21 protein-coding genes are annotated in these 25,482 nt (G+C 67.2%); 11 read left to right on the top strand and 10 right to left on the bottom strand.

Annotated elements, in window-relative coordinates; all coding sequences use genetic code 11:
• Positions 1–3: 3 nt before the first annotated feature.
• From argS to F791_RS0104400, 5 genes are all read right to left on the bottom strand, one after another.
• A complete protein-coding gene (argS, locus tag F791_RS0104420) occupies positions 4–1,767 on the bottom strand; it encodes an arginine--tRNA ligase (RefSeq protein WP_018993443.1) in 1,764 nt (587 codons plus the stop codon).
• A 75-nt stretch (positions 1,768–1,842) separates the two neighbouring features.
• Entirely contained in the window at positions 1,843–4,038 is a 2,196-nt protein-coding gene (locus F791_RS0104415; protein WP_019592233.1) for a primosomal protein N', read from the bottom strand.
• A gap of 377 nt (positions 4,039–4,415) precedes the next feature.
• The gene (locus F791_RS0104410; RefSeq protein WP_018139014.1) at positions 4,416–5,804 is read right to left on the bottom strand and encodes an NAD(P)(+) transhydrogenase (Re/Si-specific) subunit beta; all 1,389 of its coding nucleotides are present in this window, start codon (positions 5,802–5,804) and stop codon (positions 4,416–4,418) included.
• Complete coding sequence (locus tag F791_RS0104405; protein ID WP_012981664.1) at positions 5,801–6,112, bottom strand: NAD(P) transhydrogenase subunit alpha; 312 nt, start codon at positions 6,110–6,112, stop codon at positions 5,801–5,803. The genes F791_RS0104410 and F791_RS0104405 overlap by 4 nt, the downstream gene beginning before the upstream one ends.
• Complete coding sequence (locus tag F791_RS0104400) at positions 6,109–7,242, bottom strand: NAD(P) transhydrogenase subunit alpha (protein WP_018649190.1); 1,134 nt, start codon at positions 7,240–7,242, stop codon at positions 6,109–6,111. Before F791_RS0104400 ends, F791_RS0104405 begins: the two co-directional genes overlap by 4 nt.
• 390 nt (positions 7,243–7,632) lie before the next feature.
• Here F791_RS0104400 and F791_RS0104395 point away from each other — a divergent pair, with 390 nt between their 5' ends.
• The 11 genes from F791_RS0104395 (at position 7,633) to F791_RS0104345 (ending at position 19,989) form a co-directional block, all read left to right on the top strand.
• Entirely contained in the window at positions 7,633–8,214 is a 582-nt protein-coding gene (locus F791_RS0104395) for an HNH endonuclease (protein WP_018139016.1), read from the top strand.
• Positions 8,215–8,323: 109 nt separating this feature from the next.
• Complete coding sequence (gene hemH, locus F791_RS0104390) at positions 8,324–9,418, top strand: ferrochelatase (protein ID WP_019592232.1); 1,095 nt, start codon at positions 8,324–8,326, stop codon at positions 9,416–9,418.
• A 6-nt stretch (positions 9,419–9,424) separates the two neighbouring features.
• Positions 9,425–10,204: a molybdopterin-binding protein gene (locus tag F791_RS0104385; RefSeq protein WP_019592231.1), complete on the top strand. Its 780-nt coding sequence runs from the start codon at positions 9,425–9,427 to the stop codon at positions 10,202–10,204.
• A 118-nt stretch (positions 10,205–10,322) separates the two neighbouring features.
• Entirely contained in the window at positions 10,323–11,042 is a 720-nt protein-coding gene (locus tag F791_RS0104380) for a 2OG-Fe(II) oxygenase (RefSeq protein WP_026296487.1), read from the top strand.
• A 108-nt stretch (positions 11,043–11,150) separates the two neighbouring features.
• Complete coding sequence (locus F791_RS0104375) at positions 11,151–13,286, top strand: adenosylcobalamin-dependent ribonucleoside-diphosphate reductase (RefSeq protein ID WP_019592230.1); 2,136 nt, start codon at positions 11,151–11,153, stop codon at positions 13,284–13,286.
• A 19-nt stretch (positions 13,287–13,305) separates the two neighbouring features.
• Entirely contained in the window at positions 13,306–13,998 is a 693-nt protein-coding gene (locus tag F791_RS0104370; RefSeq protein ID WP_019592229.1) for a hypothetical protein, read from the top strand.
• A 229-nt stretch (positions 13,999–14,227) separates the two neighbouring features.
• A complete protein-coding gene (locus F791_RS0104365; protein ID WP_018175232.1) occupies positions 14,228–14,620 on the top strand; it encodes a hypothetical protein in 393 nt (130 codons plus the stop codon).
• Between the two features lie 206 nt (positions 14,621–14,826).
• The gene (locus tag F791_RS0104360) at positions 14,827–16,344 is read left to right on the top strand and encodes a TolC family protein (RefSeq protein ID WP_019592228.1); all 1,518 of its coding nucleotides are present in this window, start codon (positions 14,827–14,829) and stop codon (positions 16,342–16,344) included.
• Entirely contained in the window at positions 16,341–18,116 is a 1,776-nt protein-coding gene (locus F791_RS0104355) for an HlyD family efflux transporter periplasmic adaptor subunit (protein ID WP_019592227.1), read from the top strand. Before F791_RS0104360 ends, F791_RS0104355 begins: the two co-directional genes overlap by 4 nt.
• Positions 18,113–18,799: an ABC transporter ATP-binding protein gene (locus F791_RS0104350; protein ID WP_018175234.1), complete on the top strand. Its 687-nt coding sequence runs from the start codon at positions 18,113–18,115 to the stop codon at positions 18,797–18,799. The genes F791_RS0104355 and F791_RS0104350 overlap by 4 nt, the downstream gene beginning before the upstream one ends.
• Before the next feature lie 8 nt (positions 18,800–18,807).
• Positions 18,808–19,989, top strand: coding sequence for an ABC transporter permease (locus F791_RS0104345; RefSeq protein WP_018175235.1), 1,182 nt, complete (start codon positions 18,808–18,810; stop codon positions 19,987–19,989).
• Here F791_RS0104345 and lnt read toward each other — a convergent pair.
• The 5 genes from lnt to ddaH all read right to left on the bottom strand — a co-directional run bounded on the left by lnt (position 19,967) and on the right by ddaH (position 25,481).
• Complete coding sequence (lnt, locus tag F791_RS0104340; protein ID WP_018993453.1) at positions 19,967–21,502, bottom strand: apolipoprotein N-acyltransferase; 1,536 nt, start codon at positions 21,500–21,502, stop codon at positions 19,967–19,969. The genes F791_RS0104345 and lnt overlap by 23 nt on opposite strands.
• Positions 21,503–21,588: 86 nt before the next feature.
• Entirely contained in the window at positions 21,589–21,993 is a 405-nt protein-coding gene (locus tag F791_RS0104335) for a hypothetical protein (RefSeq protein WP_018993454.1), read from the bottom strand.
• Positions 21,994–22,040: 47 nt separating this feature from the next.
• On the bottom strand, positions 22,041–22,448 hold the full coding sequence (locus F791_RS0104330; protein WP_018993455.1) for a hypothetical protein: 408 nt from the start codon (positions 22,446–22,448) through the stop codon (positions 22,041–22,043).
• Between the two features lie 153 nt (positions 22,449–22,601).
• Positions 22,602–24,149: a TolC family protein gene (locus F791_RS0104325; protein WP_018993456.1), complete on the bottom strand. Its 1,548-nt coding sequence runs from the start codon at positions 24,147–24,149 to the stop codon at positions 22,602–22,604.
• Positions 24,150–24,416: 267 nt separating this feature from the next.
• Entirely contained in the window at positions 24,417–25,481 is a 1,065-nt protein-coding gene (gene ddaH / locus F791_RS0104320) for a dimethylargininase (protein WP_369771600.1), read from the bottom strand.
• Between the last annotated feature and the right edge of the window lies 1 nt (position 25,482).

Genomic DNA, 25,482 nt, shown 5'->3' with positions numbered 1-25,482 from the left:
GGGCTACATCCGTTCGGGGGCGGTGACGCCGAGCAGGCGCAGCCCATTGTGCAGCACCTGTTTGATGCCGGTCAGCAGCGCCAGGCGCGCGCCGATGACGTTGGCGTCCTCTGCATTCAGGAACGGCACGGCGTTGTAGTAGGTGTGGAAGCCGGCGGCCAGCTCGCGCAGGTACTGGGCGATCTGGTGCGGCTCGCAGGTCTCGGCGGCTGCCGCGATCACCTCGGGGAAGCGGTCGAGCCGATCCAGCAGGTCGTCTTCCTGCGGCTCGGTCAGGCGTGCGGACAGCCCGGCGTCGTCCAGCGCGCTGGCGGTATGGCCGCGCTCGGCGGCGGTACGCAGCACGCTGGCGATGCGCGCGTGGGCGTACTGGATGTAATACATCGGGTTGTCGTTGGACTGCGACTTGGCCAGGTCCAGGTCGAAGTCCAGGTGCTGGTCGCAGCGCCGCTGTACATAGAAGAAGCGCGCGGCATCCGACCCGACCTCGTCGCGCAGCTCGCGCAGGGTGACGAACTGCCCGGCGCGGGTGGACATCGGCAGGCGTTCGCCCCCGCGGTAGAGGATCGCGAACTGTACCAGCAGCACGTCCAGGCGATCGGCCTCCAGGCCCAGGGCCTGCAGGGCGGCACGCACGCGCGGGACGTAGCCATGGTGGTCGGCGCCCCAGATGTTGATCACGCGCTCGAAGCCGCGCTGGAACTTCTCGCGGTGGTAGGCGATGTCGGAGGCGAAGTAGGTGTAGTCGCCGTTCTCGCGGCGCACCACGCGGTCCTTGTCGTCGCCGTAGTCGGAGGAGCGGAACCACAGGGCCCCGTCCTTTTCATAGAGCGCGCCATGCGCCTCGAGGTCCTGCACCGCGGCATCGATTGCACCGGAGTCGGCCAGGCTGCGTTCGGAGAACCAGCACTGGTATTCGACCCCGAACTCGCGCAGGTCGTCGCGGATGTCTTCAAGGATCGCGTTCAGGCCGCAGTCGAACACCGTGCGGTACAGCGCCACGCCCAGCAGTTCGCGGGCGCGGGCGATCACCGCGTCGATATAGACCTCCTTGTCGCCACCGGCCGGCTCGTCCGGCGGCAGGTCGCGGGTCACGGCCTCGGCCGGATGCACGGCCTGGTCGCCGATCTGTGCGGTCAGGGCCTTGGCGACCGGATAGATGTAGTCGCCCTGGTAGCCGTTGGCCGGGAACGGGACCTGTACGCCGTGCTGTTCCAGGTAGCGCAGCCAGACGCTGGCGGCGAGGATGTTCATCTGCCGCCCGGCGTCGTTCACGTAGTACTCGCGGGTGACGTCGAAGCCGCAGAAGTCCAGCAGGTCGGCGACGGTGGCGCCGAAGGCCGCGCCGCGCCCGTGGCCGACATGCAGCGGGCCGGTGGGGTTGGCGGAGACGAACTCCACCTGCACCGGGCGCCCGTTGCCTACGCTCGAGCGGCCAAAGTCGGCACCCTGGGTGGCAATGCGGCCCAGCACCTGGGTGCGGGCATCCGCGGCCAGGCGGAAGTTGATGAAGCCGGGGCCGGCGATCTCGGTGCCGGCCAGGCCGGGCACGGCCGGCATCGCGGCGCACAGGGCCTCGGCCAGGTCACGGGGCTTGGTCTTCGCCGGGCGCGCGAGCTGCATCGCCAGGTTGCTGGCAAAGTCGCCGTGTTCGCGGTCGCGGGCACGCGTCACCTGCACCTCGACACCGTGATCGGCGGGTACGCGGCCATCGGCCACCAGGGTCTCCAGGGCGGCCGCGAGGGCCTGGGTAAGGGCGTCTTTCAAGGGAACCGAGTCCGTCGTCTCAAAAGCCCGGCATTCTAACCAGAATGCCGGCCCGATGCCTGTTCTGTGCGGGTTTCAGGCGAGCGAGACCGGGTCCACGTCGATCGCGATGCGAACCCCGCGCGGCAGATCCTCGGTCTGCCAGGAATGCCGCGCCTGCGCGAGCGTCCGGTGCAGGGCCTGGCGCTCGGCCGCGCGCAGCAGGATCTGCTCGCGGAAACGCCGGTTCACGCGGTGGCGCGGGGCGGGCGCCGGACCCAGCACGCGCAGGTCCCCGTGCCGCGTCGCGAGCAGGTGTCCCGCGATGGTCTCCGCGTGGCGATGCGCCGCCGCGGCCTCGGCGGCCTCGACGCGGACCAGGGCCAGGTGCCCGTACGGCGGCAGCCCGGCCGCCTCGCGTTCGGCCAGCAGCGGCTCCAGCATCGCCGGGTAGTTACCGGCATCCAGCCCCCGCATCAGGGGGTGATCGGGGTGGCCGGTCTGCAGCAGTACCCGCCCGCCCCTGTCGCCCCGGCCCGCGCGCCCGGCGGCTTGCACGATCAGTTGCAGGGTGTGCTCGGTGGCACGCAGGTCCACGCTGAACAGCCCCTGATCGACGTCGACCACGCCGACCAGTCCGACGCGCGGGAAATCGTGCCCCTTGGCGAGCATCTGGGTGCCGACGACGATTGCGGCATCCAGCTGCCGGATGCGATCCAGTGCGGCCTCCAGGGCCCCCTTGTGACGCACGCTGTCGCGGTCCAGGCGGATGATTGGTGTCTGCGGGAAGTGCCGAGCCAGCGCCTGTTCCAGGCGCTGGGTACCCAGCCCGCGGTGGGCCAGGGTCTCGCCGCATTCCGGGCAGTGTTCGGCGCGGGGCTCCTGGTGCCCGCACAGGTGGCAGATCGCGCGGCGATCATGGGCATGCACGGTCAGGTGGGCATCGCAGTCCGGGCAGTCGGCGACCCAGCCGCAACCCTCACAGGTCAGCACCCGGGCAAAGCCGCGCCGGTTGAGCAGGACAAAGCACTGCTGGCCCTCGGCCAGGGTCTGCTGCATCGCATCCAGCAGTGGAGCGGTCAGGCCCTCGTCCGGGCTGTGCACGCGGGTGTCGATCGTCTCCACGCCAGGTGGCTGCGTGCCATCTGGGCGGGTGCGCAGATGTACATGGGTGTAGCGGCCCTGGCGCGCGGCGTGCAGGGTCTCCAGGGTGGGCGTCGCCGAGCCCAGCACGACCGGGGTGCGTTCCAGTTGCCCCCGCTTGACTGCCAGATCCCGCGCGCTGTAGCGAAAACCGTCCTGCTGCTTGAAGGCGCTGTCGTGTTCCTCGTCGACGATGATCAGGCCCGGCTCGGGTAGCGGGACGAACAGGGCCGAACGGGTCCCGACGACGATGCGGCGCTCGCCCTGGCGGGCGGCCTCCCAGGCACGCAGGCGCTCGCCCTCGGCCAGGCCGGAGTGCAGCAGTGCCACCTGTCCCGGAAAGCGCTGCTGGATGCGCCCTGCAAGTTGCGGCGTCAGCGCGATTTCCGGGATCAGGAACAGGACCTGACGGCCACGCGCTACCGCATCGGCGGCCATGCGCAGATAGACCTCGGTCTTGCCGCTGCCGGTGACGCCCTCCAGCAGCATCGGGCGGGGATCGTCCGGCGACACCGCCGCGATGGCCGCCTCCTGCTCGGGGGTCAGGGTGTAGTCGATACTGGTGGGGGGCGCTGGTGCGCGCGGATCGGCGCGCGTCTGTTCCAGCCAGCCGTGTGTCTCCAGCTGTCGCAGGTCCTTGGCGGTGATCTGCAGGGCGGCCGTGGTGGACAGCGTCGTCCGGTCCAGCGCGGCCCCGAGCGCGGGCAGGGCACGAAGGATGGCGAGCTGGCGGCGGCCCCGTACCTGCCCTTCCGCCAGCGCTGTGTGGCCAGCCGGGGTGAGCCGCCAGAGGGGTTCAGGGGTCAGGGTGGGTACAAGGTGGCCCCGCCGCAGGCCGGGTGGCAGCGCGCCGAGGAGGGCCTCGCCCAGCGGGTGGTGATAGTAGCGGGCACCAAAGCGCAGGAGTTCCAGAACCGTCGGCGTTAGGATCGGCCCCGGATCGGGGGAGGGCAGTGCCTCGCGCAGCTTGTTCTCGGGCACGTCGCTTTGGTTCGCGAGTGCGACGACGATGCCGATCGCCTCGCCACGCCCGAAGGGTACACGGACCCGTTGCCCGGGCCTCAGATCGGTGTCGTCGGGGATCCGGTAGTCGAACAGGCGGTCCAGCGGTCGGTCGAGTACGACCTGGGCAATTCCGTTCTCGGGCATGCGACTAGTCTACGCCAGTCCGCAGGGGCGCAAGAGTGTGACCGTTATCCACAAAACCTGTGGATAACTCTGTGGAGGAAATGGGGTGAAATGCGCTAAACGCCTGTTGCTGCTTGGTTCGTATCAGAATGGCCAAAAAGCGACCAAAGTGTTTTTGTGTATTTAGATCAACAGCTTGTGAGGTATTGGTGATATCGGTTGGCTGTTGTGTCACCTAACTGCCATCGTTTTTATCCGCCTGTGGGTATCCTGTACAGGTCGTGTACAGGTGTTGGTCCGGTATTGATCTCCCGGAGGGCTGCGCACAAAAAAGCCCGGCCGCCGAAAACGGGGGCCGGGCTCGCAAGCGAGGACCGGGCGCCAGGCCCGGTCCGGGCCTAGCCGAGGGCCTTGACCGAGGCCACCAGTTCGGCGGCCACCTTCTGGCCGTCGCCGTACAGCATCTGGTTGTTATCGGCATAGAACAGGTGGTTCTCGATGCCCGAGAACCCCGCGCCCTTGCCGCGCTTCACGCAGATGACGTTCTGGGCTTGGTCGGCGTTCAGGATCGGCATGCCGTAGATCGGCGACTCCGGATTGGTCCGGGCCACCGGGTTCACGACGTCGTTCGCGCCGATCACCATTGCGACATCCGCGGTCTTGAACTCCTCGTTGATCTCGTCAAGATCGAAGATGATGTCGTAGGGCACGCCGGCCTCGGCCAGCAACACGTTCATGTGCCCGGGCATGCGGCCCGCGACCGGGTGGATCGCGAACTTCACGTCCACACCACGCTTCTGCAGCAGCTGGGTGAACTCCCAGATCTTGTGCTGCGCCTGCGCGACGGCCATGCCGTAGCCCGGCACGATAATGACCTTCTCGGCGTAGGCCATCATGATCCCGGCATCGTTGGCCTGGATCTCCTTCATCGTGCCTTCGATCTCTTCCTCGGCACCCCCGGAGGAGCCGCCGAACTGGCTGAACAGGATGTTCTTGATCGGACGGTTCATCGCCTTGGCCATCAGCTGCGTGAGCAGCGTACCGGCCGCACCGACCACGATACCGGCGATCATCAGGGCCGGGTTGTCGAGGACGATCCCCTTAAGGCCGACCGCGAGGCCGGTCAGCGCGTTGTACAGCGAGATGACCACCGGCATGTCGGCGCCGCCGATCGGGAGGGTCATCAGTATGCCGAAGGCCAGCGACAGCACGAAGAACAGCAGCAGAGTGAACGAGCCGATCTCGCCGCCACTGGTGGCCATCATGAAGCCCAGCAGCACGGTGATCGCGAAGATCGCGATGTTCACGACCTGCTGGCCGCCGAAGGTGAAGGTCTTCTTCATCAGGCCTTCAAGCTTGGCGTAGGCCACCAGCGAGCCGGAGAAGGCCACCGAGCCGATCAGCGAGCCGGTCACGGCGATCGCCAGACCGGTGTTGGTGACGGTTTCCGGGGTGGCCTGCAGCAGGTAGATCGCACCGATACCGGCCGCGGCGCCGCCGCCCATGCCGTTGTACAGCGCGATCATCTGCGGCATGTCGGTCATCGCGACCTTCTTGCCGCTCCACCAGGCCAGCGCACCACCAATGGCGATACCCAGGATGATCAGGGTGTAGTTCACGCCGCCGGAGATCTCCGGATGCACGAAGGTCACGAGCGTGGCGATCACCATGCCCACGCCGGCCCAGATGATCCCCGGACGCGCGGTGGTCGGGGAGGACATCTGCTTGAGGCCGACGATGAACAGCACCGCCGCCGCGAAGTAGGCGAGGTTGATGATCAGACTCATGCCTTATCTCCCTTCTTGTCGTCCTTTTTGCTGGTCGTGAACATCTCCAGCATGCGTTCGGTGACGACATAGCCACCCACGGCGTTGCCCGCGGCCAGGATTACGGCGACAAAGCCGATGGCCTGTTCCAGCGGCGTCTGGGCATGGCCCAGCGCGACCATGGTCCCGACCAGCACGATGCCGTGGACAAAGTTGGAACCGGACATCAGCGGGGTGTGCAGGATGACCGGCACCTTGGAGATGATCTCGTAGCCGGTGAAGGCCGCGAGCATGAAGATGTACAGCGCGATAAAGCCTTCGATGATCATGATTGCGCTCCCTTCAGGGCCTCACGGGTGGCCTCGTGCACGATTTCGCCGTCGCGGGTCAGCACGCTCTTGGCGATGACCTCGTCTTCCCAGTCCGGCTTGAATTCGCCGCCCTCGGCGATCATCGGCGTGAGGAAATTGAGCAGGTTCTTGGCATACATCTCGGAGGCGTGCAGCGGGACCTGAGAAGGCACGTTCAGCGGCGCGTGAATGACCACGCCCTTGTGCTTGCTGGTCTTGCCCGGCTTGGACAGCTCGCAGTTGCCGCCGCCCTCGGCTGCGAGATCCACGATCACCGCGCCTGGCTTCATGCCCTCGACCATGTCCTTCGGGATCAGCTTCGGGGACTCGCGGCCCGGGATCGCGGCGGTGGTGATCAGCACGTCCGCCTTGGCGATGTATTCGCCCAGGGCGTCCTGCTGCTGCTTCTTCTCTTCCGCGGTCAGTTCGCGGGCATAGCCGCCTTCGCCCTCGGCGGAGACGCCCAGATCCAGGAACTTCGCGCCCAGCGATTCGACCTGCTCCTTGGTCGCGGAGCGTACGTCGTAGGCCTCGACCATCGCGCCCAGGCGTTTGGCCGTGGCGATCGCCTGCAGCCCGGCCACGCCGGCGCCGATCACGATAACCTTGGCCGGGCGGATGGTGCCGGCCGCGGTGGTCAGCATCGGGAAGAAGCGGCAGGACAGATCCGAGCCCATGATCGCGCCTTTGTAGCCGACCACGGCCGCCTGCGAGGACAGCACGTCCATGCTCTGCGCGCGCGAGATGCGCGGGATCAGTTCCATCGCGAAGCTCAGGATCTTGCGTTCCTGCATCGCCTTGACCACGTCCGGGTTGCGGTGGGCGTGGAACAGGCTGACGACGGTCGAGCCCTCCGGCAGCTGATTGACCTCTTCCACCGTCGGCGGCGCCACGCGGACCATCAGGTCCGACTGGCCGTAGGCCGCTTCGGTGTCGACTACGGTAGCCGACTCGTAAGAGTCATCCGGGAAATGGGCGTTGGTGCCAGCCCCTTTCTCCAGTTGCACGGTGACGCCCAACTGGGCGAACTTGGCCGCCACCGTCGGATCCAGGGCCACGCGGCGCTCGCCGCTGGCACTCTCCTTGGGAACGGATAATTTGATTGCCATGCGCTCTCTCCCCGGGCCAAGCGTTCCCGCAATCCCTCCGGGACGTTCGGCCGCGCTCGCGGGTGGTAATAAGGACGCCGAATAAGGCTTTTGTGGCCCATTCGGCGGAAAAAACGGCCAGCAAGTGTAGCGGAATCGCCTTCGCGCTTAAACAGCCCACCCATTTGTCGCGAATTCCGGGCCACCGCCGGCGGCTCAAACCGGTATTTATGCCCTTGTAATTGCGTTGAACGCCCGGCCTGTTTATTGTCAAGCAAGTTTCGTGCGATCCCGCGCCGCGCAGCGGTCGACTCGGCGAAGGGGGCATGGATTTGCTCACGCCCGGTGGCGTCGAGCCTCCGCAAGGCCCGCGTGAGCAAATCCGTGTTTCCTTGGAGACGGGACGAGGTCATGTTGCCGACCGAGCATCAGGTCCTGCGTACGGACGCTGCGGGCATGCCACTGGAATGGATCGGCCTGGAACAGGCCGTGCGCCTCTATTACACCGAGCAGGTCGCCTACGCCTGCGGGAGTCTGCTGTATCGCGTGCGCGGCGGCATCAACGCCCGCACCGGGCTGCAGTCCCGAGTCGAGGTCAACTCGATCATCGCCACCTTCGGCACCCGCCAGTCCCGCTTCAATCACTACATCCCGCCGCTCAACAACACCACTCTGTTTCGCCGCGACGCACATCTGTGCCTGTACTGCGGCCAGCACTTCTGCGAGCGTGATCTCTCGCGCGACCACGTCACCCCGATCAGCCAGAACGGGGCGGATACCTGGAACAACGTGGTCACCGCCTGCAAACGCTGCAACAACCACAAGGCCGGGCGCACCCCCGAGCAGGCCGACATGCAGCTGCTGGCGATTCCGTTCACGCCCACCCACGCGGAGTACATCTATCTGAAAGGCAAGCGGGTGCTGGCCGACCAGATGGAGTTCCTGCTGGCGCATTTCCCCCGGACCAGCCCCCTGCGCGGCCGCCTCGGCTGATCGCACCCGCGCGCCTCGTGCGCGGCTCGCGCTATCCTTGGCAGGGAACCAACGCAACTGGCGTGACTCCGACAGGAGTCATCCACCCTCTATTGCCGCAGGGAGCACCATGAAGTACTTCGGAGAAGCGGATTACCGCCACGGCCAGCCGCGCAAGGCGGGCGTACTGCTGACCAACCTCGGTACGCCGGACGAGCCCACCGCCCCGGCGCTCAAGCGCTATCTGAAGGAATTCCTCTGGGACCCGCGCGTGGTCGAGTTCCCGCGCCCGCTGTGGTGGCTCATTCTCAACGGCATCATCCTCAATATCCGCCCGAAGCGTTCGGCCGCCAAGTACGCCACCGTCTGGACCGACGACGGCTCACCGCTGCTGGCCATCTCGCGGCGCCAGGCCGAGGGCGTGCGCAAGCGTCTGGCCGACCAGGTCGGCGAGGAGGTACCGGTCGCGCTGGGGATGCGCTACGGCAACCCCTCCATCGAGGCGGGCCTGGACGAGCTGCGCCGCCAGGGCGTTCGCCGCGTGATCGTGTTGCCCCTGTACCCGCAATATTCCGGGAGCACCACCGGCTCCACCTTCGACGCGGTGGCCGACGTACTGAAGGGCTGGCGCTGGGTCCCGGATCTTCAGTTCGTCGCCGCCTACGACGCCGAGCCCGGCTATATCGAAGCACTGGCCAGCAGCGTGCGCGAGCACTGGAATGCGCACGGCCGGGCGGACCGCCTGGTGATGTCGTTCCACGGCATCCCGAAGCGCTATCTGCTCAAGGGTGACCCGTACCACTGCCTGTGCCATGCCACCGGCCAGAAACTGGCTGCAAGGCTGGGTCTGAACGACGACCAGTGGCAGGTGACCTTCCAGTCGCGTTTCGGCCGCGAGGAGTGGCTGAAGCCCTATACCGACAAGACGATGAAGGCGCTGCCTAAGGAGGGCGTGCGCTCGGTGGACGTGATCTGCCCCGGTTTCTCGGCCGACTGCCTGGAAACCATCGAGGAGATCGGCGACGAGAACCGCGAGATCTTCCTCAAGGCCGGTGGCGAACGCTTCCACTACATCCCGGCGCTGAACGACCGGTCCGACCACCTCGACTTCCTGGCCGGACTGGCCCGCCAGCACATCGCCCCGTGGCTGGACGATCCGGACAATGCCCCCGAGGCCCGCGCCGCCGCCCGCGAACGGGCGCTGGCCCTGGGCGCGCAGCAGTAGGCCGCGATGGACGAGACCACCGCGCCCGGGCGAGTCGGCGAACCCGGCGAGACCGAGATCGGCGCCGTGATCATCGGCGACGAGCTGCTCAGCGGGAAGCGCCGTGACCGGCACCAGGAACACCTCACCGCGGCCCTGGCGGAGAAGGGGCTGGAGCTGGCCTGGATCCGTATTGTCGGGGACCACGCCGGCCGCCTGACGCAGACCTTTCGCGAGACGCTGGCAACCGGGGCGGAGGTCTTCAGCTTTGGCGGGATCGGGGCCACGCCGGATGATCGCACCCGCGCCTGCCTCGCCGAGGCGCTTGGGCTTCCCCTGCGGCCGCACCCGGATTTCATGACTATCCTCGAGGAACGCTTTGGCGCAGAGGCCTGGCCGCATCGCGTGCGCATGGCCGAATTGCCGGGAGGGGCCAGCCTGATCCCGAATCCGGTCAACGGCATCCCGGGGCTCAGCTGCCAGCGGCATCACTGCGTGCCGGGATTCCCGGTCATGGCCGAACCGATGGTGCGCTGGGTGCTGGACCAGCGTTTCCCCGGGCGCGATGCCGCCGCCGGCTCGGTCGAGGAGCTCCTGGTGCTCGAGAACGTGACCGAGAGCCGCCTGGTCCCGGTGCTCGAGGCCATGGAGGCGGCATTCCCCGATTTGCGCATCTCCTGTCTGCCACGGATGGACCGCCAGGCCCCGCAGGTCGAGCTGGGCCTGCGCGGCCCCCGCGCCCGCGTCACCGAGGGGCTGGCCGCGCTGCGCCAGCAGCTAATTTCCGGGGGCTTTCTGAGCCACTGACAGGGTAGTGTCGCGCGGTCCAGTGGGGGGCTTGCGCGCCCCTGCTTTCCCGGTATATTGCATTGGGCAGGCACTTGCCTGCGTGCCGCGTTCGCGGCCCGAATGGAAGACCCCGCCCGTGAACCTGCCTGTTCCTGACCCCATGTGGTCGGACCCTGTCGAGACGCTTCCGGCGCGTGCGCCGGGTGTAATCGAATCCCGAGTGCCCGAAGCCTGCGAGCCGGAGGGCTGGCTGGATGCGCTGGTGCACGATCAGCGGTGCGTCTGGCCTGACTTCCTGCCTGCGGAGACGGTCGATGCGCTGCACGACGAGGTCTATGCCCTGCGTGATGCCGCGCAGCTGGCGCAGGCGCGGATCGGTCGGGGTGGCGAGCGCCATCGCGACCGATCCACCCGCGGCGACTGGATCCACTGGCTGGATGGCGCCAGCCCGGCGCAGCAGGCGTTCATGGCACGCCTGGATGAGATCCGTCTGCAGGTGAGCCGGTCGTTGATCCCGGGGCTGTTCGAGACCGAATCGCACTTTGCCCTGTACCCGCCCGGGACCCACTACGAGCGCCATGTAGATGCCTTCCAGGCCGGCAACTGCCGCCGGCTGTCGCTGGTGTTCTATCTGAACCGCGACTGGCGCGAGCAGGACGGCGGCCAGCTCGCGATCTACGACGATGCGGACCGCGAATGCCAGCGCATTCAGCCGACGGCCGGTACCCTGGTGATGTTCCTCAGCCAGACCGTGCCGCACGCAGTGCTGCCCACCCGCCGCTGGCGCGCCAGCATCGCCTCCTGGATGCGTGTGCGCGAGCTTGCCAACCCGCTCGCCGGGCTCGACCGCTTCTGACGCTTCTGACACCGGCCGCGGCGCGTTCTTGCAGCCTGCGGCGACGGCGCCCATGATCGGGGAAGGGCGCTCCGCGCCCTTCGGTCGAGCGCAATGCGGCGGGCCAATATGGGCAAGATCCGGCAATGGCAGGACAACGATCGCACCTCACGAGACACGTCGCCCGACGTGCCCCTGCAGCCCTCGTCGGCTTCGATCTGGGCCGAGCGCTATCAGCTGCGTGACGCGCGGGGCGAGCCGGTGGATGCCTCGGTCGGGGCGATGTTCGACCGTGTCGCCGGGGCCCTCGCCGCGGTCGAGGCGCCGGACAAGCGCGCGTCGATCGAGCGCGAGTTCCGCTGGGCGCTGGACAACGGCGCCATCCCGGCCGGGCGGATACTGGCCAATGCCGGGGCCGAGGCGTACAAGCCGCAGACCACACTGATCAACTGCACCGTCTCGCGCACGATCCGGGATTCGCTGCAGGCCATCCTCGATGCCAATACGGCTGCCGGGCTGACGCTCAAGGCCGGGGCCGGCATCGGCTATGACTTCAGCACCCTGCGCCCGAAGGGTGCGCTGGTCGCGGGTGCGGGCGCGCCGACCAACGGTCCGGTCGCGTTCATGCAGATCTTCGACCAGACCTGCCGCACCATCGGCGCGGCCGGAGGTCGCCGCGGGGCACAGATGGCAACGCTGGATATCGGCCATCCCGATATCGAACGCTTCATCCTCGCCAAGCGCCGCAAGGGGCGGCTGACCCAGTTCAACCTGTCCGTGCTGGTGCGCGATGCCTTCCTGGAGGCGGTCGAGCGCGACGACGAATGGGCGCTGGCCTTCCCGCTGCTGCCCGTGGAACAGGACGCGGTGGCCGCCTCCGAGCTTGTCTACCGCGACTGGCCGGTGGTCGAGGACGGCTACCGCGTGGACGACCAGGGCCGGGTCGCCTGCCGTATCTACCGCCGCGTGCGCGCCCGCGAGCTGTGGGACACCCTGATGCGCAGCACCTATGACGTCGGCGAACCCGGCGTCATCCTGATCGATCAGGTCAACCGCCAGAACAACGCCTGGTTCGACGAGGTGATCCGGGCGACCAATCCTTGCGGGGAGCAACCGCTGCCACCGGACGGGGCCTGTCTGCTGGGGTCGGTGAACCTGACGCGGTTCGTCTCCGCGCCGTTCACCGCAGACGCCGCCTTCGACTGGGCGCGTTTCGAGCGGGTGGTGCGCGTGTTCACGCGCATGCTGGACAACGTCGCGGACATCTCCGGGCTGCCGCTGCCGGAACAGCGCGCCGAGATGCTGCGCAAGCGCCGCCACGGCATGGGCATCCTCGGGCTCGGGTCGGCTCTGGCGATGCTGGGGGAGACCTATGGCTCGGAGTCGGCCGCCGACTTCACCGTAGAGGTCTGTCGCCGCCTGGCGCTGGAGAGCTGGCGGGCCGGGCTGGATCTGGCACGCGAGAAGGGTCCGGCCCCGATCATGGACGAGGACTTCACGCTGACCGCGGACATGCTCCGGCGTCAGCCGGCGCTGGCCGAGGCCGGCTATCAGGTGGGCGACGTGCTGAAGGGTCGGGAGCTGCATGCCCGCTTCAGCCCCTACATGCAGCGCATCGCCGAGGAGGACCCGGCGCTGGTTGCGGCGCTGGCCGAGGAGGGCGCGCGCTTTACCCACGCCACCTCCATCGCGCCCACCGGGACCATCAGCTTCTCGGTCGCCAACAACGCGAGCAACGGCATCGAACCGACCTTTCTCCATCACACCACGCGCAACATCCGCCGCCCCGGGCGGCGCACCCGCGAGGCCGTGGACTGCTACTCGTTTGAGCTGCTGGCCTACCGCGCTTGGGTCGATGCCGAGGCGGGACCGTGGGATCTGCCCGCCCACGCGATCACTGCGGACCAGGTCAGTGTGGACGCCCACATCCGCATGCAGGCCGCCGCGCAACCTTGGGTGGACTCGGCCATCTCCAAGACGCTCAACGTCCCGACCGATATCCCGTTCGAGGACTTCCAGCAGGTCTACCTGCAGGCCTGGCGCGCTGGCCTCAAGGGCTGCACCACCTACCGGCCCAACCCGCAGGCGCAGATGGGCGTGCTGATGGACCCCGAACGCCTGCGCAGTACCTGGTATACCTTCGCCCTGGCGGACGGCCGGGAGCTGACCCTGCGCGGCGACGAAGAGGTCGAGTACGAGGGCCAGATCCACACCGCCGCCAATCTCTTCGCCGCGCTGGACGAGGGCTACTACGACGACGTCTGACGCCGTCGGGGAGGACACGATGCACCGGATCGACCAGCCCATCATCGCCTTTCGCCGCTCGGACACCCCGCAGGGCGAGGGCGCATCCGGTGGGGACGATCACCCGCTGGGCAAGCGTATTCCGTCGCGCCCCGAGGGCGAACTCGAGTCGGTCACCGAGAAGGTGCGCTACTGGACCCAGGACGGGCCGCAGACGGTCTATCTGGTGGTCAGCTTCGTCGCCGTCTCCGGCACGGTCAGCGGCGAGCGCGTGACCATCGAGCGCCCGATCGAATTCTTCCTGCCCACCGGGCAGCACTCCGAGTCCTACCAGTGGATCTCCGCGACCATGCGCAGCCTGTCGCTGGCGGCCCGTGGCGGCTACGCCGCCCGCGCCCTGCGCGACCTGCGCAAGGTCACCTGGGATCGCGGCCCGGTTCGCTGCGGCGAGAACGAATACGGCAAACCGCTGTACCACCCCTCCGAGGTCGCCGCGATCGCCCACGCCCTGCAGCGCATCCTCCAGCGCCGCGGCTTCCTGGATCCCGACGGCCACCCCCGCCCGCTACGCGAACTGGTCGCCAACTACCGCGACCGGACCCCGAAAGCCTCCGGCATCCTGGAAGCCCCGTACCTGGTGGCCACAGCCACCCCTTGCCCGCAGTGCGATGGCCATCTCGAGATCATCGACGGCTGCCCCACCTGTCGCGACTGCGGCTACTCGAAGTGCTGAGCATGGTTCCTGGGTAAGGATTACCCGGCGCGTTATCGGTCGTTGGGGGGCGGCCGCCTACGGCGGACGTTAGCCCGTCGTGATGCCGCGTTTTGCGCCCACCCACGGCCGGGTGATACACAGGGTCCGGGATCCCCGATTCGGGTGCAGACGCGGCGGCAGGGGTGCAACGGTCCTGGTCGCCCAGTCTCGGTTCGTGGGGGCACATTTCAGGCAACGAGGACAGCGCATGAATAATGTGGGGCGGAAGGCGAAGTGGGGTGCGGCGGTTGCCGTGGGTGCGGCGATGTTGGGCGTCGGCGCGATCGCCGCGGCCGATTCCTCGGTGGTTGAGGTCGACAATCGCTCCAGCGAGTCGATCCAGGGCTCGGTGCTGGAACTCTCCAGCTACACCGAGCGTTCCTTTAATCTCGCCCCGGGGGCGCGAACGGATCTGAAATGGGACGGCTGGTATCACGAATACGTGTACAACCTGGATGGCGAGTCACCCAATGTGGTGCGCTTTCAGTCCCGTTTTCCCAACCGCGATTACCTGTCGAACGACATCACGATCACCTATTTCGACGGTGACGACGGGGTGGAACACGAGATCGAGTGCGGCGAGCCCTGCTACTGGCCCTGATCCGCATCGATCTCTCCATCTGTGGCGCGCCGGCGCCCTCCTGTCCGATTCAGCTGCGTGGCGTTTGCCGGCAGGCCAGGGCCGGTGTTTGTGGCCACCGGCCGTCGGGAAGCGCGTCAATCAATGCCTCTATTAGCGCCATGATCTTTTGAGTGACTGAAAACGGGACAGGGATCGAATGGGTCGTTCGGTGGGCTGTGCGGGGCTTGTTCCTGCTCAGCCCTTTGCTGTTGTTGGGCCCGGCTGTCGAGGCCGTAGCGGGCACCGATGCCTTCGAACAACAGGCGATGGAATATGCCCCGGCCCCGCTCGCGGGCAGCACCATCGAGCTTGGGCTTGCGGAGGCCGTGGCGTTGTCTCTGCGCCGGAATACGCAGCTGCAAAGCGCCTATCTCGACCGGGTCGTGGATCAGCTCAACCTGGCCGTGGCGGAGGCGCAGTTCCGGCCGCAGGGCACGATTGACCTGTCGGCGCAGCAGAGCCGATCGCCCGGCGACGATGCCGAGACGCAGCGAAGCTCGACCCTGTCACCCACCCTGGAGGCGGAACTGCCGACCGGCGGCCGGATCGGCTTTAGCTGGAACCTGGCCCAGTCGCATGGCGAAACCGGGCTGGCCGCAGCCAGCTCGCGAGTCTCCAACCTGTCGCTGGATCTCTCGCAGCCGCTGCTGCGCGGAGGCGGGCTGGCGGTTGGGCGTGCGCCACTCGAGATTGCGCGTATCCAGGAAGCGATCAGTGCGTTGAGCCTTGAAGAACAGGTTGTCACGGTGATCGAGAGCGTGATCAACGCGTACCGTTCGCTGCTGCAGGAGCAGCGGCGCCTGGAGATCGCCCGTTTGTCACTGGAGCGCACCGAGGATCAGCTGGAACGCAATCGGGCCATGGTGGAGCGCGGGCGCATGGCGCGCAATGAACTGGTACAGACCGAGGCCAGTCTGGCCAATCAGCGTTTCAATGTGAGCCAGTCCGAGGAGACTCTGGAACAGGCCGAGCTGGAGCTGCTGCGTCTGCTGAACCTCGGGCGCGACACGCGGCTGCGGCTCCTGGACACCATCGACCTCGATGAGTTGGATACCCTGCGCGTGGACGCCCCGGCGGTCGATGAAGCGCTGGATATCGCACTGCAGAATCGCCCTGACTACCTGCGCCTGCGTCTCGGGCGCGCCATCGAGGACGTCAACCGCATGCTGGCGCAGAACAATCATCTCTGGCGGCTGGACCTGGTGGCCAGTCTTGGTGCCGGTGGCGAGGGGGATTCCGCGCGCAGCGCTCTTGAGGCCACCTTTGACGAGCGTCCCGGCTACAGCGCCGGGCTGCAGATGGAGGTCCCGCTGTTCGATCCGGAGCGGCCGGTGCGCTTGCTGGAATCGGAGATCCGCCTGCAGCAGGCGCATATCCAGTTTGCCGAACGCGAGACCGAACTGCGTCTGGAGGTTGAGCGCGCGCTCAACGACCTTGATAGCCGCTGGCGCCAGATCGGCTTTGCCCGGCAATCGCTGGAGCTAGCCCGCGAGAGCCTCGAGATCGAGCGCGAAAAGCTGTCGGTGGGGCGCAGCACCTCGTTTCAGGTCAATGCCACCGAACGCAGCCTGCGGGAGGCGGAGCAGTCGTTGCTCAATGCGGTTGTGGCGTATTTGAATGCCCAGAGTGTGCTGGATCGTGTGCTGGGCACCACGCTGGACACCTGGGGCCTGGCACTCCCCGAAGCCGGAGTCATGCCATGAGTCAACAGGAACCGGTCAGTCAGCACATCCTCGATGCGATGGCCGATGGCGTCCTGGTCGTGGACGCCGCCGGGATGATTCGAACGCTCAATCCGGCTGCGGCCCGCATCCTCTCGTTGTCGCCGGAGGCCACCCTGGGGCGCAGCCTGGCCGAGGTCTTCCTTGGCGAACCCGGCTATGGCGAGTTCGTCGATGTACTGCTGGAGGCCATCTACTCCGGCGAGATGGTGCCCGATCGTGTGGTGGCGGTTGAACTGGACGGCGAGACCCGTTCCCTCAAGCTGACCACCTCCTACCTCGACGAGGGGGCGGCCGGCGGGGAGCGGGCGGTCCTGGCCGTGTTCACGGATGTCACCGATCTCGAGGCCGCCCGGCGCAGCGAGCACGCACTGGCCGAGGAGCTGCGCGGCAAGCACCGGGAGTTGCAGGATGCCTATGTGCAGGTCGAGTCCAGCAACGAAGCCCTGCAGCATGTCTTTCGACGCACTCACCGTCTGCGTTTGGCCGCCACCGTCGCCGTGATCGGCGTGTTTGCCCTGGCCGCGTACTGGGCCATGCCCAGCCTCTCACTACCGGACTTTGGCGAGACCACGGCTTCGCGCGCTGCGCCGGATGTTGTGGATCCGGGTGTGTTCGAGGTGCAGGCGCGTTCGCTTGAATCGACGACGGGCTTTTCGGGGCGCTTCCGGCCGGGCGATGTGATTACCTTGGTCGCCCCGTTCGAATCCACCGTGCTGTCGCGCCACGTCGAGTATGGCGAACGCGTATCCGAAGGCGACGTACTGCTGGAGCTGGACCCCACCGAGGTCCGCATTCGTTACCGCCGCGCTCGCAGCGATCTGGCGGATGCCGAGGCCGAGGTGGAATCGCTGGAAGACTGGGAGCAGAGCCGGGACATGGCTTCGGCCCGGCGCAGCCTGCGCCAGGCGGAGCGCTCGCTCAACAATGACCGCCGCGAGCTGGATGACGTCGAGCATCTGTTCGAGCGTGGCATCGTGCCGGAGCGCGAGCTGCGCGCGGCCGAGGACCGAGTGCAGGAAGCCGAAGTGCGCGTCGAAGCGGCGCGCGAGGACATGGCCGAGACCCAGCGCCGCGGCGGTACGCGTCAGCTCGAGCGCGCGCGCGCCGAGGCCGAGAACGCGCGTGCTGAATACGAGCAGGTGCGTGCTCAGATGGAGGGCAAGCGGGTCATCGCGCCGGTGGACGGTATCGTGCTGGCCCCGATCGACGACGAACAGGACGGCGATCGTCGGGTCGAGTCCGGGTCGCGGGTGAACAGCGGCGAGGCCCTGCTGGCGGTGGGCGACCTGTCGTCGATGGAGATCGAGGGCAGTGTGGACGAGCTGGATATCCACGACGTGCGCGTTGGTCAGTCCGCTCGTGTGCGGATTGCACGCGGGGGCGGCGAGGAGTTTCCGGCCCGAGTGTCGTATGTCTCCTCGCAGGCACAGGAGTCGAGCGGGCGTGGCTTGCCGGTGTTTCGCCTGATCACCCGCATCGACGATCTGGACGCCGAGGCGCTGGAGCGGATTCGCGTCGGGATGTCGGCCTCGGTGGATGTGGTCACCCAGGAGGAACCCGATGCGGTTGTCATCCCGCACGCCTTTGTCGAGCGCGACGGCGACGAGTACTGGGTATGGCGCCAGCGCGACGATGGCGAGCCGGAACGGATCGCGGTCGAGCTGGGAAATTCGCGGTTTGACGGCGTACAGGTCAGTGCAGGGCTGGAGGCCGGGGATCGGTTGATCGCGCCGCCCGGTGGCGGGTCGTGAGCGCTCAGCCCCTGGTGCAGATGCGGGATGTACACCGTCGCTACCGCGTCGGGCCATCCGATGTTCACGTCCTGCGCGGGGTCGACCTGGACATCCAGCGTGGCGAGCTGGTGTCGCTGATGGGCGGGTCCGGTTCCGGCAAGTCCACGTTGATGCACATTGCCGGGCTGCTGGAACGCCCGTCGGCCGGTGACTACCACTTCGACGGCCACGATGTCTCCCGGATGACCGCCGACGACCTCGCCCGCTATCGCAATCACCAGATCGGCTTCGTGTTCCAGACCTTTCACCTGTTGCCACGCCTGACTGCGGTCGACAACGTCGGCTTGCCGCTGATGTATCAGGATGTCGGCAAGCGCGAGATGCGACGTCGTGCCCGCGCCATCCTGGAGCGAGTCGGCATGGGAGATCGCGGCGATCACCGGCCGAACGAGCTCTCCGGCGGTCAGCGTCAGCGCGTGGCGATTGCACGCGCCCTGGTGGGCAGCCCCTCGGTGGTGCTGGCCGACGAACCGACCGGGGCGCTGGATTCCCGCGTGGGGCAGGAGATCATGGATCTGTTCCTCGAGCTGAATTCCGAGGGTGTCACGCTGATCATCATCACCCACGATACTGATGTCGCGCGGCAGTGCCGGCGTCAGTTGGTCATCCGCGACGGGGTGGTCGACGAGGATGGCGCATGAGGCCCCGTGTGCTGCTGGGCGAGGCCCTGCGCAACATCGCCGCGACCAAGCAGCGATCGCTGCTGGCCCTGCTGGGGATCGTGATCGGCACGGCCTCGGTGATCGCGATGCTGAATGTCGGCACGATCATGCAGAACGCGATGCTGGAGCAGTTTCGTGCCATGGGCACGAATGTGGTCAATATCCGCGAGCGCTTTCAGCGCGAAGAGGATGGCCAAGCGGTATCGCTGACTCCGGAGCTGGCGTTTGATCTGGGGCGCGAGACCGATGGCCTGCAGCGCGTGGCGCCGTTCAGTACCGGTAGCGCCCAGCTGCAAATGGGCGCGGACAATCACAACCTGCGCCTGACGGGCGCGACCGAATCGCTGCGCGACCTGCTGCGGGTGCGTCTCGCCCAGGGTCGCTGGATATCGGATATCGATGGCGTCAGCCTGCAGGGGGTGTTCGGCGCCGAGGTGGCGCAGCGTTATGCGCGCGAGGCCGGGAGTCCGCTGGAGGTGGGCGAGCGGGTCCGTATCGGGGCGTACTATGTGACCGTCGCCGGGATCCTCGAACCCTACCCGCGGGGCGGGGGTGTCAGCCCGGTGTCACCGAACAGCACGGTGTTTCTGCCGCTGGAGGCCCTGCAGCGATTCGAGCCGGACGGGGACCTGGACGGCATCCTTGCACGGGTGCACAACGAGGTCGATCACAGCGCCCTGGGGCAGCAGATCATCGAGTGGTTTTCCGATCGTGTCCCGGGGCTGCGGGTCGAGGTCAACAGCGCCGAGCAACTGCTGGAGAACATGGAGGCGCAAAGCCGCATGTTTACCGTCATGCTCGGTGCGATCGGCAGCATCGCCCTGATCGTCGGAGGGGTGGGCATCATGAACATCATGCTGGTGTCGGTGACCGAGCGCCGTCGCGAGATCGGAATCCGTCTGGCCATCGGGGCACGCAATGCCGACATCCGCCGGCAGTTTCTGGTCGAGGCCGTGCTGCTGTGTCTGCTGGGCGGCGTGCTCGGCGCCGTACTGGGTACCGGCGTGGCATACGGCTTCGCACACTTCACCGGCAATGCCTTTGTGGCGGCACCCGTGGCGGTCGCGCTGGGCGTCTCCGTGTCGACCCTGACCGGGGTGGCCTTCGGCTACTACCCCGCGTTGCAGGCCTCGCGGCTGGATCCGATCATCGCGTTGCGCAGCGAGTAGGCCGCGCAAACCGCCGCCACCCCCGGTAGAGCCCGGCCAGCATCACCAGCACGGCCAGGCCCTGCAGGACACGATCGCCATGGCGCTGATAGAACGGCCGGTCCGCTACGGTGTGTACATCGATGCTTCGGGTCGTGCTTTCCCAATGCGGGGTCTCGCTTCCGGGTACGACCCGGCCGGCGGCATCGAACACGGCACCACCCCCGGTGTTGTGCAGCATGATCAACGGGCTGCGGTTTTCCAGGCTGCGTGCACGGGCGATGGACCGGTGGGCATCGGCTGTCCGTGGGGAGCCGAACCAGGCGTGATTGCTGATGTTCACGATCAGGCCGGCCTGCCCGGCCAGATTCTCCCGCACCAGGTCAGCGAACAGGCTCTCGAAACAGATCGCCGGAGCGAGGGGTATGCCATCGGGGCCAGTCAGCGGCGCCGCCATCGATCCCGGGCTGAAGCGCGAGGCCTGCGGGAGCTGCGTGCGCAGCCAGGGGAGCTGCTTTTCAAGAGGCAGGTATTCCCCGAATGGCACAAGCTTGCGCTTGCGGTAGGTCCCGGACAGGCCAGAGTCGGGCTCGAACAGCAGGGCGACATTGTGGACGACATGATCCCCGTCGCGGCGCTGCTCGGTCCCGTTGACCAGTATGGGCACCCCGATCCCGTCGGCGAGATCGGCGAGCGCGCGATGACCCCAGGATTCCGGCGCCGCCTGCATCGTGATCGCGGCCTCGGGCCAGATCACCAGATCCAGGTCGGGGTCGGACGCATGCAGCCGTCGAGTCATCTCGATCGCGGTCTCGATGTCGTTGTCGCGGTCGGCCGCTGGCATGTCGTCGCGCCGCGCATGGACCGGGATATTGGGCTGCACCAGCCCCAGGCGTGAGCTGTGCTCCGGCGCGGCCTGGTCCAGCGCGTCCAGGCGAAAGCTTCCGTATGCGAGCAGGGCGGCGAGCAGTAGTACCAGCAGCAGCGGTGCAGCCGGCGCGAGCGTACGACGGTGCAGCCCGGTCAGGATGCCGGCGGCGAGAAAGCCGAGCGCAGCCGCAAAAAACAGCAGGAGCGGGATGCCGCCGACATCGACCACTTGAGTGAGGCGTGGATGGGCGAGCAGGGCATAGCCGAAATGACCGGGAAGGATCTGCGGCGAGAACGACAGGATGACGGTCAGCAGACCTGCCGCAAGCAGGGCCTGCGCGGGTCGCTCCAGGCGCAGCGCCAGGAGCGAGGCCGTCGCGGCGAACGCGGCATACGGGAGCGCCTGGAACAGCGCAATCCCGAGCACGGTCAGACCGCCCACTGCCCACGGAAGGTCCAGCCATGCCTCCATGCCCGGTACCACCCATCCCACCGATGGCAACCAGTAGCCCAGGCCGGCGAGCAGCCCGGCCGCGGCGGCCGCCCCCGGCCTGAGCCCCTGCAGCGCGAGCCCCAGCAGGCTTATGGAGAACAGAGTGAAGACCCCGGGGAGCGGCCCTTCGGCAAAACTCAGGTGAAAGAGGATCGCGGAGCCCGCCAGCAACGCACCGCGGGCGAGCGCAAACAGGGCAGTCGGCGGGGATAGGGCCGCCGCGCGGGCGGCTTCCCCGGTCGGGGAGGTCGAGCGGGTCAGCGTATGCCGAGGCGGTTCGGGCAGCCGCCACCGCTATAGCGAATTTCGGTGATCTCGACCTCTCCGGAGACCACGTGAACCTCCGAACGGTGGGAAAAGTCGAGCCGCTTGGTCTCGCCGGAACGCCAGCTTTCCCGGTCACGGGCCTCCAGCGTCATCCGTTCCCGGTGGGGGTAGTCATCGTCCATTACGGATGCGTATCCCTGCAGCTCGCTGGACTCGAGCCCGCGAAAGCCGATGCACCCGGTCGCGAAGCTTTGCGTAGCCAGTTGCACGCGATCGCCGCTGCGCAGGACATCGCCTTCGTTGGCCGAGCTTCCGCCCCCCGAGGCGGCTGTGGGCGAGGTAGCGGCGATCGAGAGCAGGGCCGTGGCGACAAGAGCGTGGGTGATCTTTGGCATTCCGGATCCTGTTTCGGTGGGTTCGGTTTTATTTTGCGCGGCCGCGTTCAGCTGACGCGCAGTCCAAGCCGGTCGGGGCAGCCGCCACCGCTATTACTGATCTCGGTGATCTCTACGGCGCCGGACAGCACACGGATCTCGGAGGTGCGAAAGTCGAAGCGCTTGGTTTCTCCTTCCCTCCAGCTCTCGCGTCCCCGCTGCTTGGTGATCGGGTCCCCTCCCCTGTAGGAGACGATCAACTGGTATCCCTGGACCTCGCTGTCGGACAGCCCGCGCAGGCCCATGCAACCCGTGGAACCGATCGCGGCCTCGACCCTTACAGAGTCCCCGGCGCGGAGCGTGTCGCCCACGCTCGCACTGGATACGCCTGAGGCCATAGCCGAGCCCGAGATGCCCGTGAGGGCGGTTACAGCGCCTGCCATTAGCGCGGCGCGTCGAAGCGGCTGATCAATCATGCGGGGGTGGCCTCCGTGCGGACTGTCGAGTGGAGTGGCTCAACCTAGCACAGCAAGGTTGTAATCCCCGCGGGAATGGTTAGTTCGGCGTGAGCTGGAGCGCCCCGGGGATTGTTGTACACGGGGTGTTCGGGGGAGATGTGGGAGACCGAGTCAGCTCGTCGGCTGAGGGATCGCCAGTTCCCAGCGCTCGAGCACGACACCCATGACGCGATCGAGATCGGTTCGGGCATTCTGGTAGTTGATGGCGGCATCCAGCAGGGATTGTTCCGCTTCGCGAAGCGCGCGCTCTACGCTTTCCACCTCGAATCCCGAGGATCGCCCCACGCCGAGTTTTTCCTGTTCGACGGCCACGGCCTGGCGCGCAAGCTCCAGCGATTGCTCCGCCAGGCGCAACTGATCCCAGCGGCTCTCGAGGGCGTTCAGGTTGCGCTGGACCTCGATGCGGATAGAGGTTCGCAGCTCTTCAGTGCTCAGGCGCGCCTGGCGCTGCTCTACACGCGCCGTACCCAGGCGCTGCTGGCGAGCGGGGCGGTCGCCCCAGGGGATGCTGAGTTGCAGGCCTACCGTATGGCCGGGCGATTCCTCGAAGCCCTGCTCGATCGCGCGCGTGGTGGAAGGGGCATCGCCCCTGACCTCGACCGAGGCGGACAGGTCCAGTTGCCAGCGGTTGGCATCCTCGGCCAGCGTTCGATCAAGCGCGGCCAGTTGCTGGGTGACCAGCGACTGGCGCAGCTCCGGGCGCTGCTCCATGGCTATATCCAGCGCCTGGTCCAGGCTGGGTGCGTCAGAATGGAGCGCCTGTACGGAGCGGATATCGATGGTGTCTTCCGGCTCGACCCTCGTCCCCGGTTCCAGTCCGATCAGGCGCACCAGTTCCAGCTCGGCCTGGTCTCGGCGCTCAAGGGTCTGCTCGCGCTGCAGTTCCTGGCGCGCCAGGCTCTCGCGCGCGAGCGCCAGGTCCGCCGCGGAAAGCCGACCGCGGTCCACCAGTTCGCTGCGGGTTTCGAGGTTCTGGCGACTGCGCTCCAGGGCCAGTTCGGCTAGCTCCACTCGCTGGTTCTCCAGAATCAGCGTGCGATAGGACTGGATCACCTGGGCGAGGGTGCTGGTGACCTGCGACTCCAGGACCAGCACGTTCCGTTCTTCATTCAGGTGTGCCCGCTCGACGGGGGCCCGCCCAATCTCCAGCCCGCCGCCGCGCAGTAGCGGTTGCCTGATGTCCAGCGTGACCTCGGACGTGCTGTCCTCCGTCCCATCGGGTGCGCTGGATTGCAGCACCCGCTCCACTCGCCAGTTCAGGCTGGCCTGTGCACCTGTTGGGAGCGCCATGCTGGCTCCCGGAGCCACGCTGGCGGTCCGCGTGCGTGTGCCGTTCAAGCCGGCCGAGCGGTCTTCCCGCGCCTCGAGCGATACCGAGCTGCGGGGCTGGAACGTGCGTTCGGCCAGATCCAGGTTGGCCCGATCGAGCACGCGGCCTAGATACGCGCTGCGCAGCGACGCATTGCGAGCGATGGCCAGTTGCAGTGCATCGCGCAGCGTGAGCCTCAGTGGCCCGTCCGCCGACTGATCGCCGGAGCCGACTATGGGGGCGGGCCCCGCGACGCCGTTGCCGGATTCCGCAGGCAGGCTGCTCGCCCCGGCGGCCGTAGCCAGGAAAAGCAGGCAGCCGAAGAATACAGGGTGCTTGAGCAGGCGCATGGAGGCGGCGGAGGTCGCTCTCTCGGTCGGCAGGTGAGTTTCCGGCGACCGCCCGCAAACCGTGCGCGCCATCACATACCGGCAGTATCCCAACCTTGCCGCAACCCCGTAAAGGCAGGGCAGGTTGCGCCATGATGGGTATCCAAGGGAAAGCCGCCGCAAACCGTCCGAATCGGCGCGGGTCGGCCACTTCGGCGCCATCGACAGTCGCCCGCCTGTCGCGACGGTGTCTGCTCGAACAGCCAGGGCAAGGGGCGAGAGTCTTGATTATCGGCCTTGCAGCCTTCCTTTCAGGTCCAGCGTCAGGCACTTCATGCCGCCACCGGATTTCTGAAATTCGTCGATCGCCACCAGGTGCACCTCCATGCCGTGCTGCCGGTAGCGTTCGGCGAGTCCCGTGGCCCGGTCGCTGAGGACGATTCGCTCGCCATCGCTGACCGCATTGAGGCCGTAGGCCAGCGCATCGGCCTCGTTCGCCTCGATCACATTGGGCACCCGATGCCGTACCGCCTCCAGGCTCTCGTGGGTAAAGGCGGGCGGATAGAGCGCAACGGTTTGGTGATCGACCACCGTGAAAGCCGTGTCGAGGTGGTAGAAGCGGGCATCGGTTAGCTGGAGGCTGACCACTTCCAGATCCAGAAATGACGCGAGCTCGGCATGCGCCGCCTGGTCACTGCGCCAGGGATAGCCGGCGAAGAGCGTGTCGTTCCAGATCAGCGCATCCCCTTCGCCCTCGAAATCGTGGCGGGGCTGGTAGAGCACCGTGAACCCCTGCTCGCGCAGCCAGCTTTCGAACCACCAGGTCTCGCCCTGACGCTCTGGATGCCGAAAGGTGGGCAGCGCCACCTTGTCACCCACGACGAGCGCGCCGTTGGCCGTGAAGACCATATCCGGAAACCCCTCGACGGGCGGGATCAGATGGACCTCCCAGCCAAGGGTCTCCGTATACAGTTGATAAAGCGCCTCCCATTGCCGGGCCGCTGCGTCCGGGCACACGGGGCACTCAAGGTCCATCCAGGGGTTGATCTCATAGTGGATGGCGAAGTGTTCCGGTCGGCACATCAAAACGGATTTCGCCATCGTGGTGCTCCATTGGTGACCGGGATCGGTACGAACACGCTTTTGACTTGAAACGTGCCAGCAAGGGTGCGTCCCTTCAAGTCCCTTCGTCGAGGTGTGTGAGCAGGCGCGCCGGGTTCGGTGGAGGCCGGCCCAGCATGGCTGCGTATTCCCCCCGCAGTGGATAGCTACATGGCTGGCGGGGGCGTCATGGAAATCTCGCAGGCGGTCTCGTACTCTGGCCCGCCATCTGTCCAACCCCGCTGGAGACATC

This window comes from Thioalkalivibrio sp. ALRh (assembly GCF_000381425.1).
Classification (GTDB): Bacteria; Pseudomonadota; Gammaproteobacteria; order Ectothiorhodospirales; family Ectothiorhodospiraceae; genus Thioalkalivibrio.
Note: the sequence above shows the minus strand (reverse complement) of the source record. Positions and strands in the feature narration are given on the sequence as shown.

Bases quoted from the DNA above. Each gene is read 5' to 3' on its own strand.
- F791_RS0104395 (WP_018139016.1), top strand. From the start codon at position 7,633: ATGTTGCCGACCGAGCATCAGGTCCTGCGTACGGACGCTGCGGGCATG.
- F791_RS0104325 (WP_018993456.1), bottom strand. From the start codon at position 24,149: ATGCGCCTGCTCAAGCACCCTGTATTCTTCGGCTGCCTGCTTTTCCTG.
- F791_RS0104330 (WP_018993455.1), bottom strand. From the start codon at position 22,448: ATGATTGATCAGCCGCTTCGACGCGCCGCGCTAATGGCAGGCGCTGTA.
- F791_RS0104400 (WP_018649190.1), bottom strand. From the start codon at position 7,242: ATGGCAATCAAATTATCCGTTCCCAAGGAGAGTGCCAGCGGCGAGCGC.
- F791_RS0104375 (WP_019592230.1), top strand. From the start codon at position 11,151: ATGGGCAAGATCCGGCAATGGCAGGACAACGATCGCACCTCACGAGAC.
- F791_RS0104405 (WP_012981664.1), bottom strand. From the start codon at position 6,112: ATGATCATCGAAGGCTTTATCGCGCTGTACATCTTCATGCTCGCGGCC.
- F791_RS0104370 (WP_019592229.1), top strand. From the start codon at position 13,306: ATGCACCGGATCGACCAGCCCATCATCGCCTTTCGCCGCTCGGACACC.
- F791_RS0104385 (WP_019592231.1), top strand. From the start codon at position 9,425: ATGGACGAGACCACCGCGCCCGGGCGAGTCGGCGAACCCGGCGAGACC.
- ddaH (WP_369771600.1), bottom strand. From the start codon at position 25,481: ATGTCTCCAGCGGGGTTGGACAGATGGCGGGCCAGAGTACGAGACCGC.
- hemH (WP_019592232.1), top strand. From the start codon at position 8,324: ATGAAGTACTTCGGAGAAGCGGATTACCGCCACGGCCAGCCGCGCAAG.
- F791_RS0104410 (WP_018139014.1), bottom strand. From the start codon at position 5,804: ATGAGTCTGATCATCAACCTCGCCTACTTCGCGGCGGCGGTGCTGTTC.
- F791_RS0104415 (WP_019592233.1), bottom strand. From the start codon at position 4,038: ATGCCCGAGAACGGAATTGCCCAGGTCGTACTCGACCGACCGCTGGAC.
- F791_RS0104355 (WP_019592227.1), top strand. From the start codon at position 16,341: ATGAGTCAACAGGAACCGGTCAGTCAGCACATCCTCGATGCGATGGCC.
- F791_RS0104335 (WP_018993454.1), bottom strand. From the start codon at position 21,993: ATGCCAAAGATCACCCACGCTCTTGTCGCCACGGCCCTGCTCTCGATC.
- F791_RS0104365 (WP_018175232.1), top strand. From the start codon at position 14,228: ATGAATAATGTGGGGCGGAAGGCGAAGTGGGGTGCGGCGGTTGCCGTG.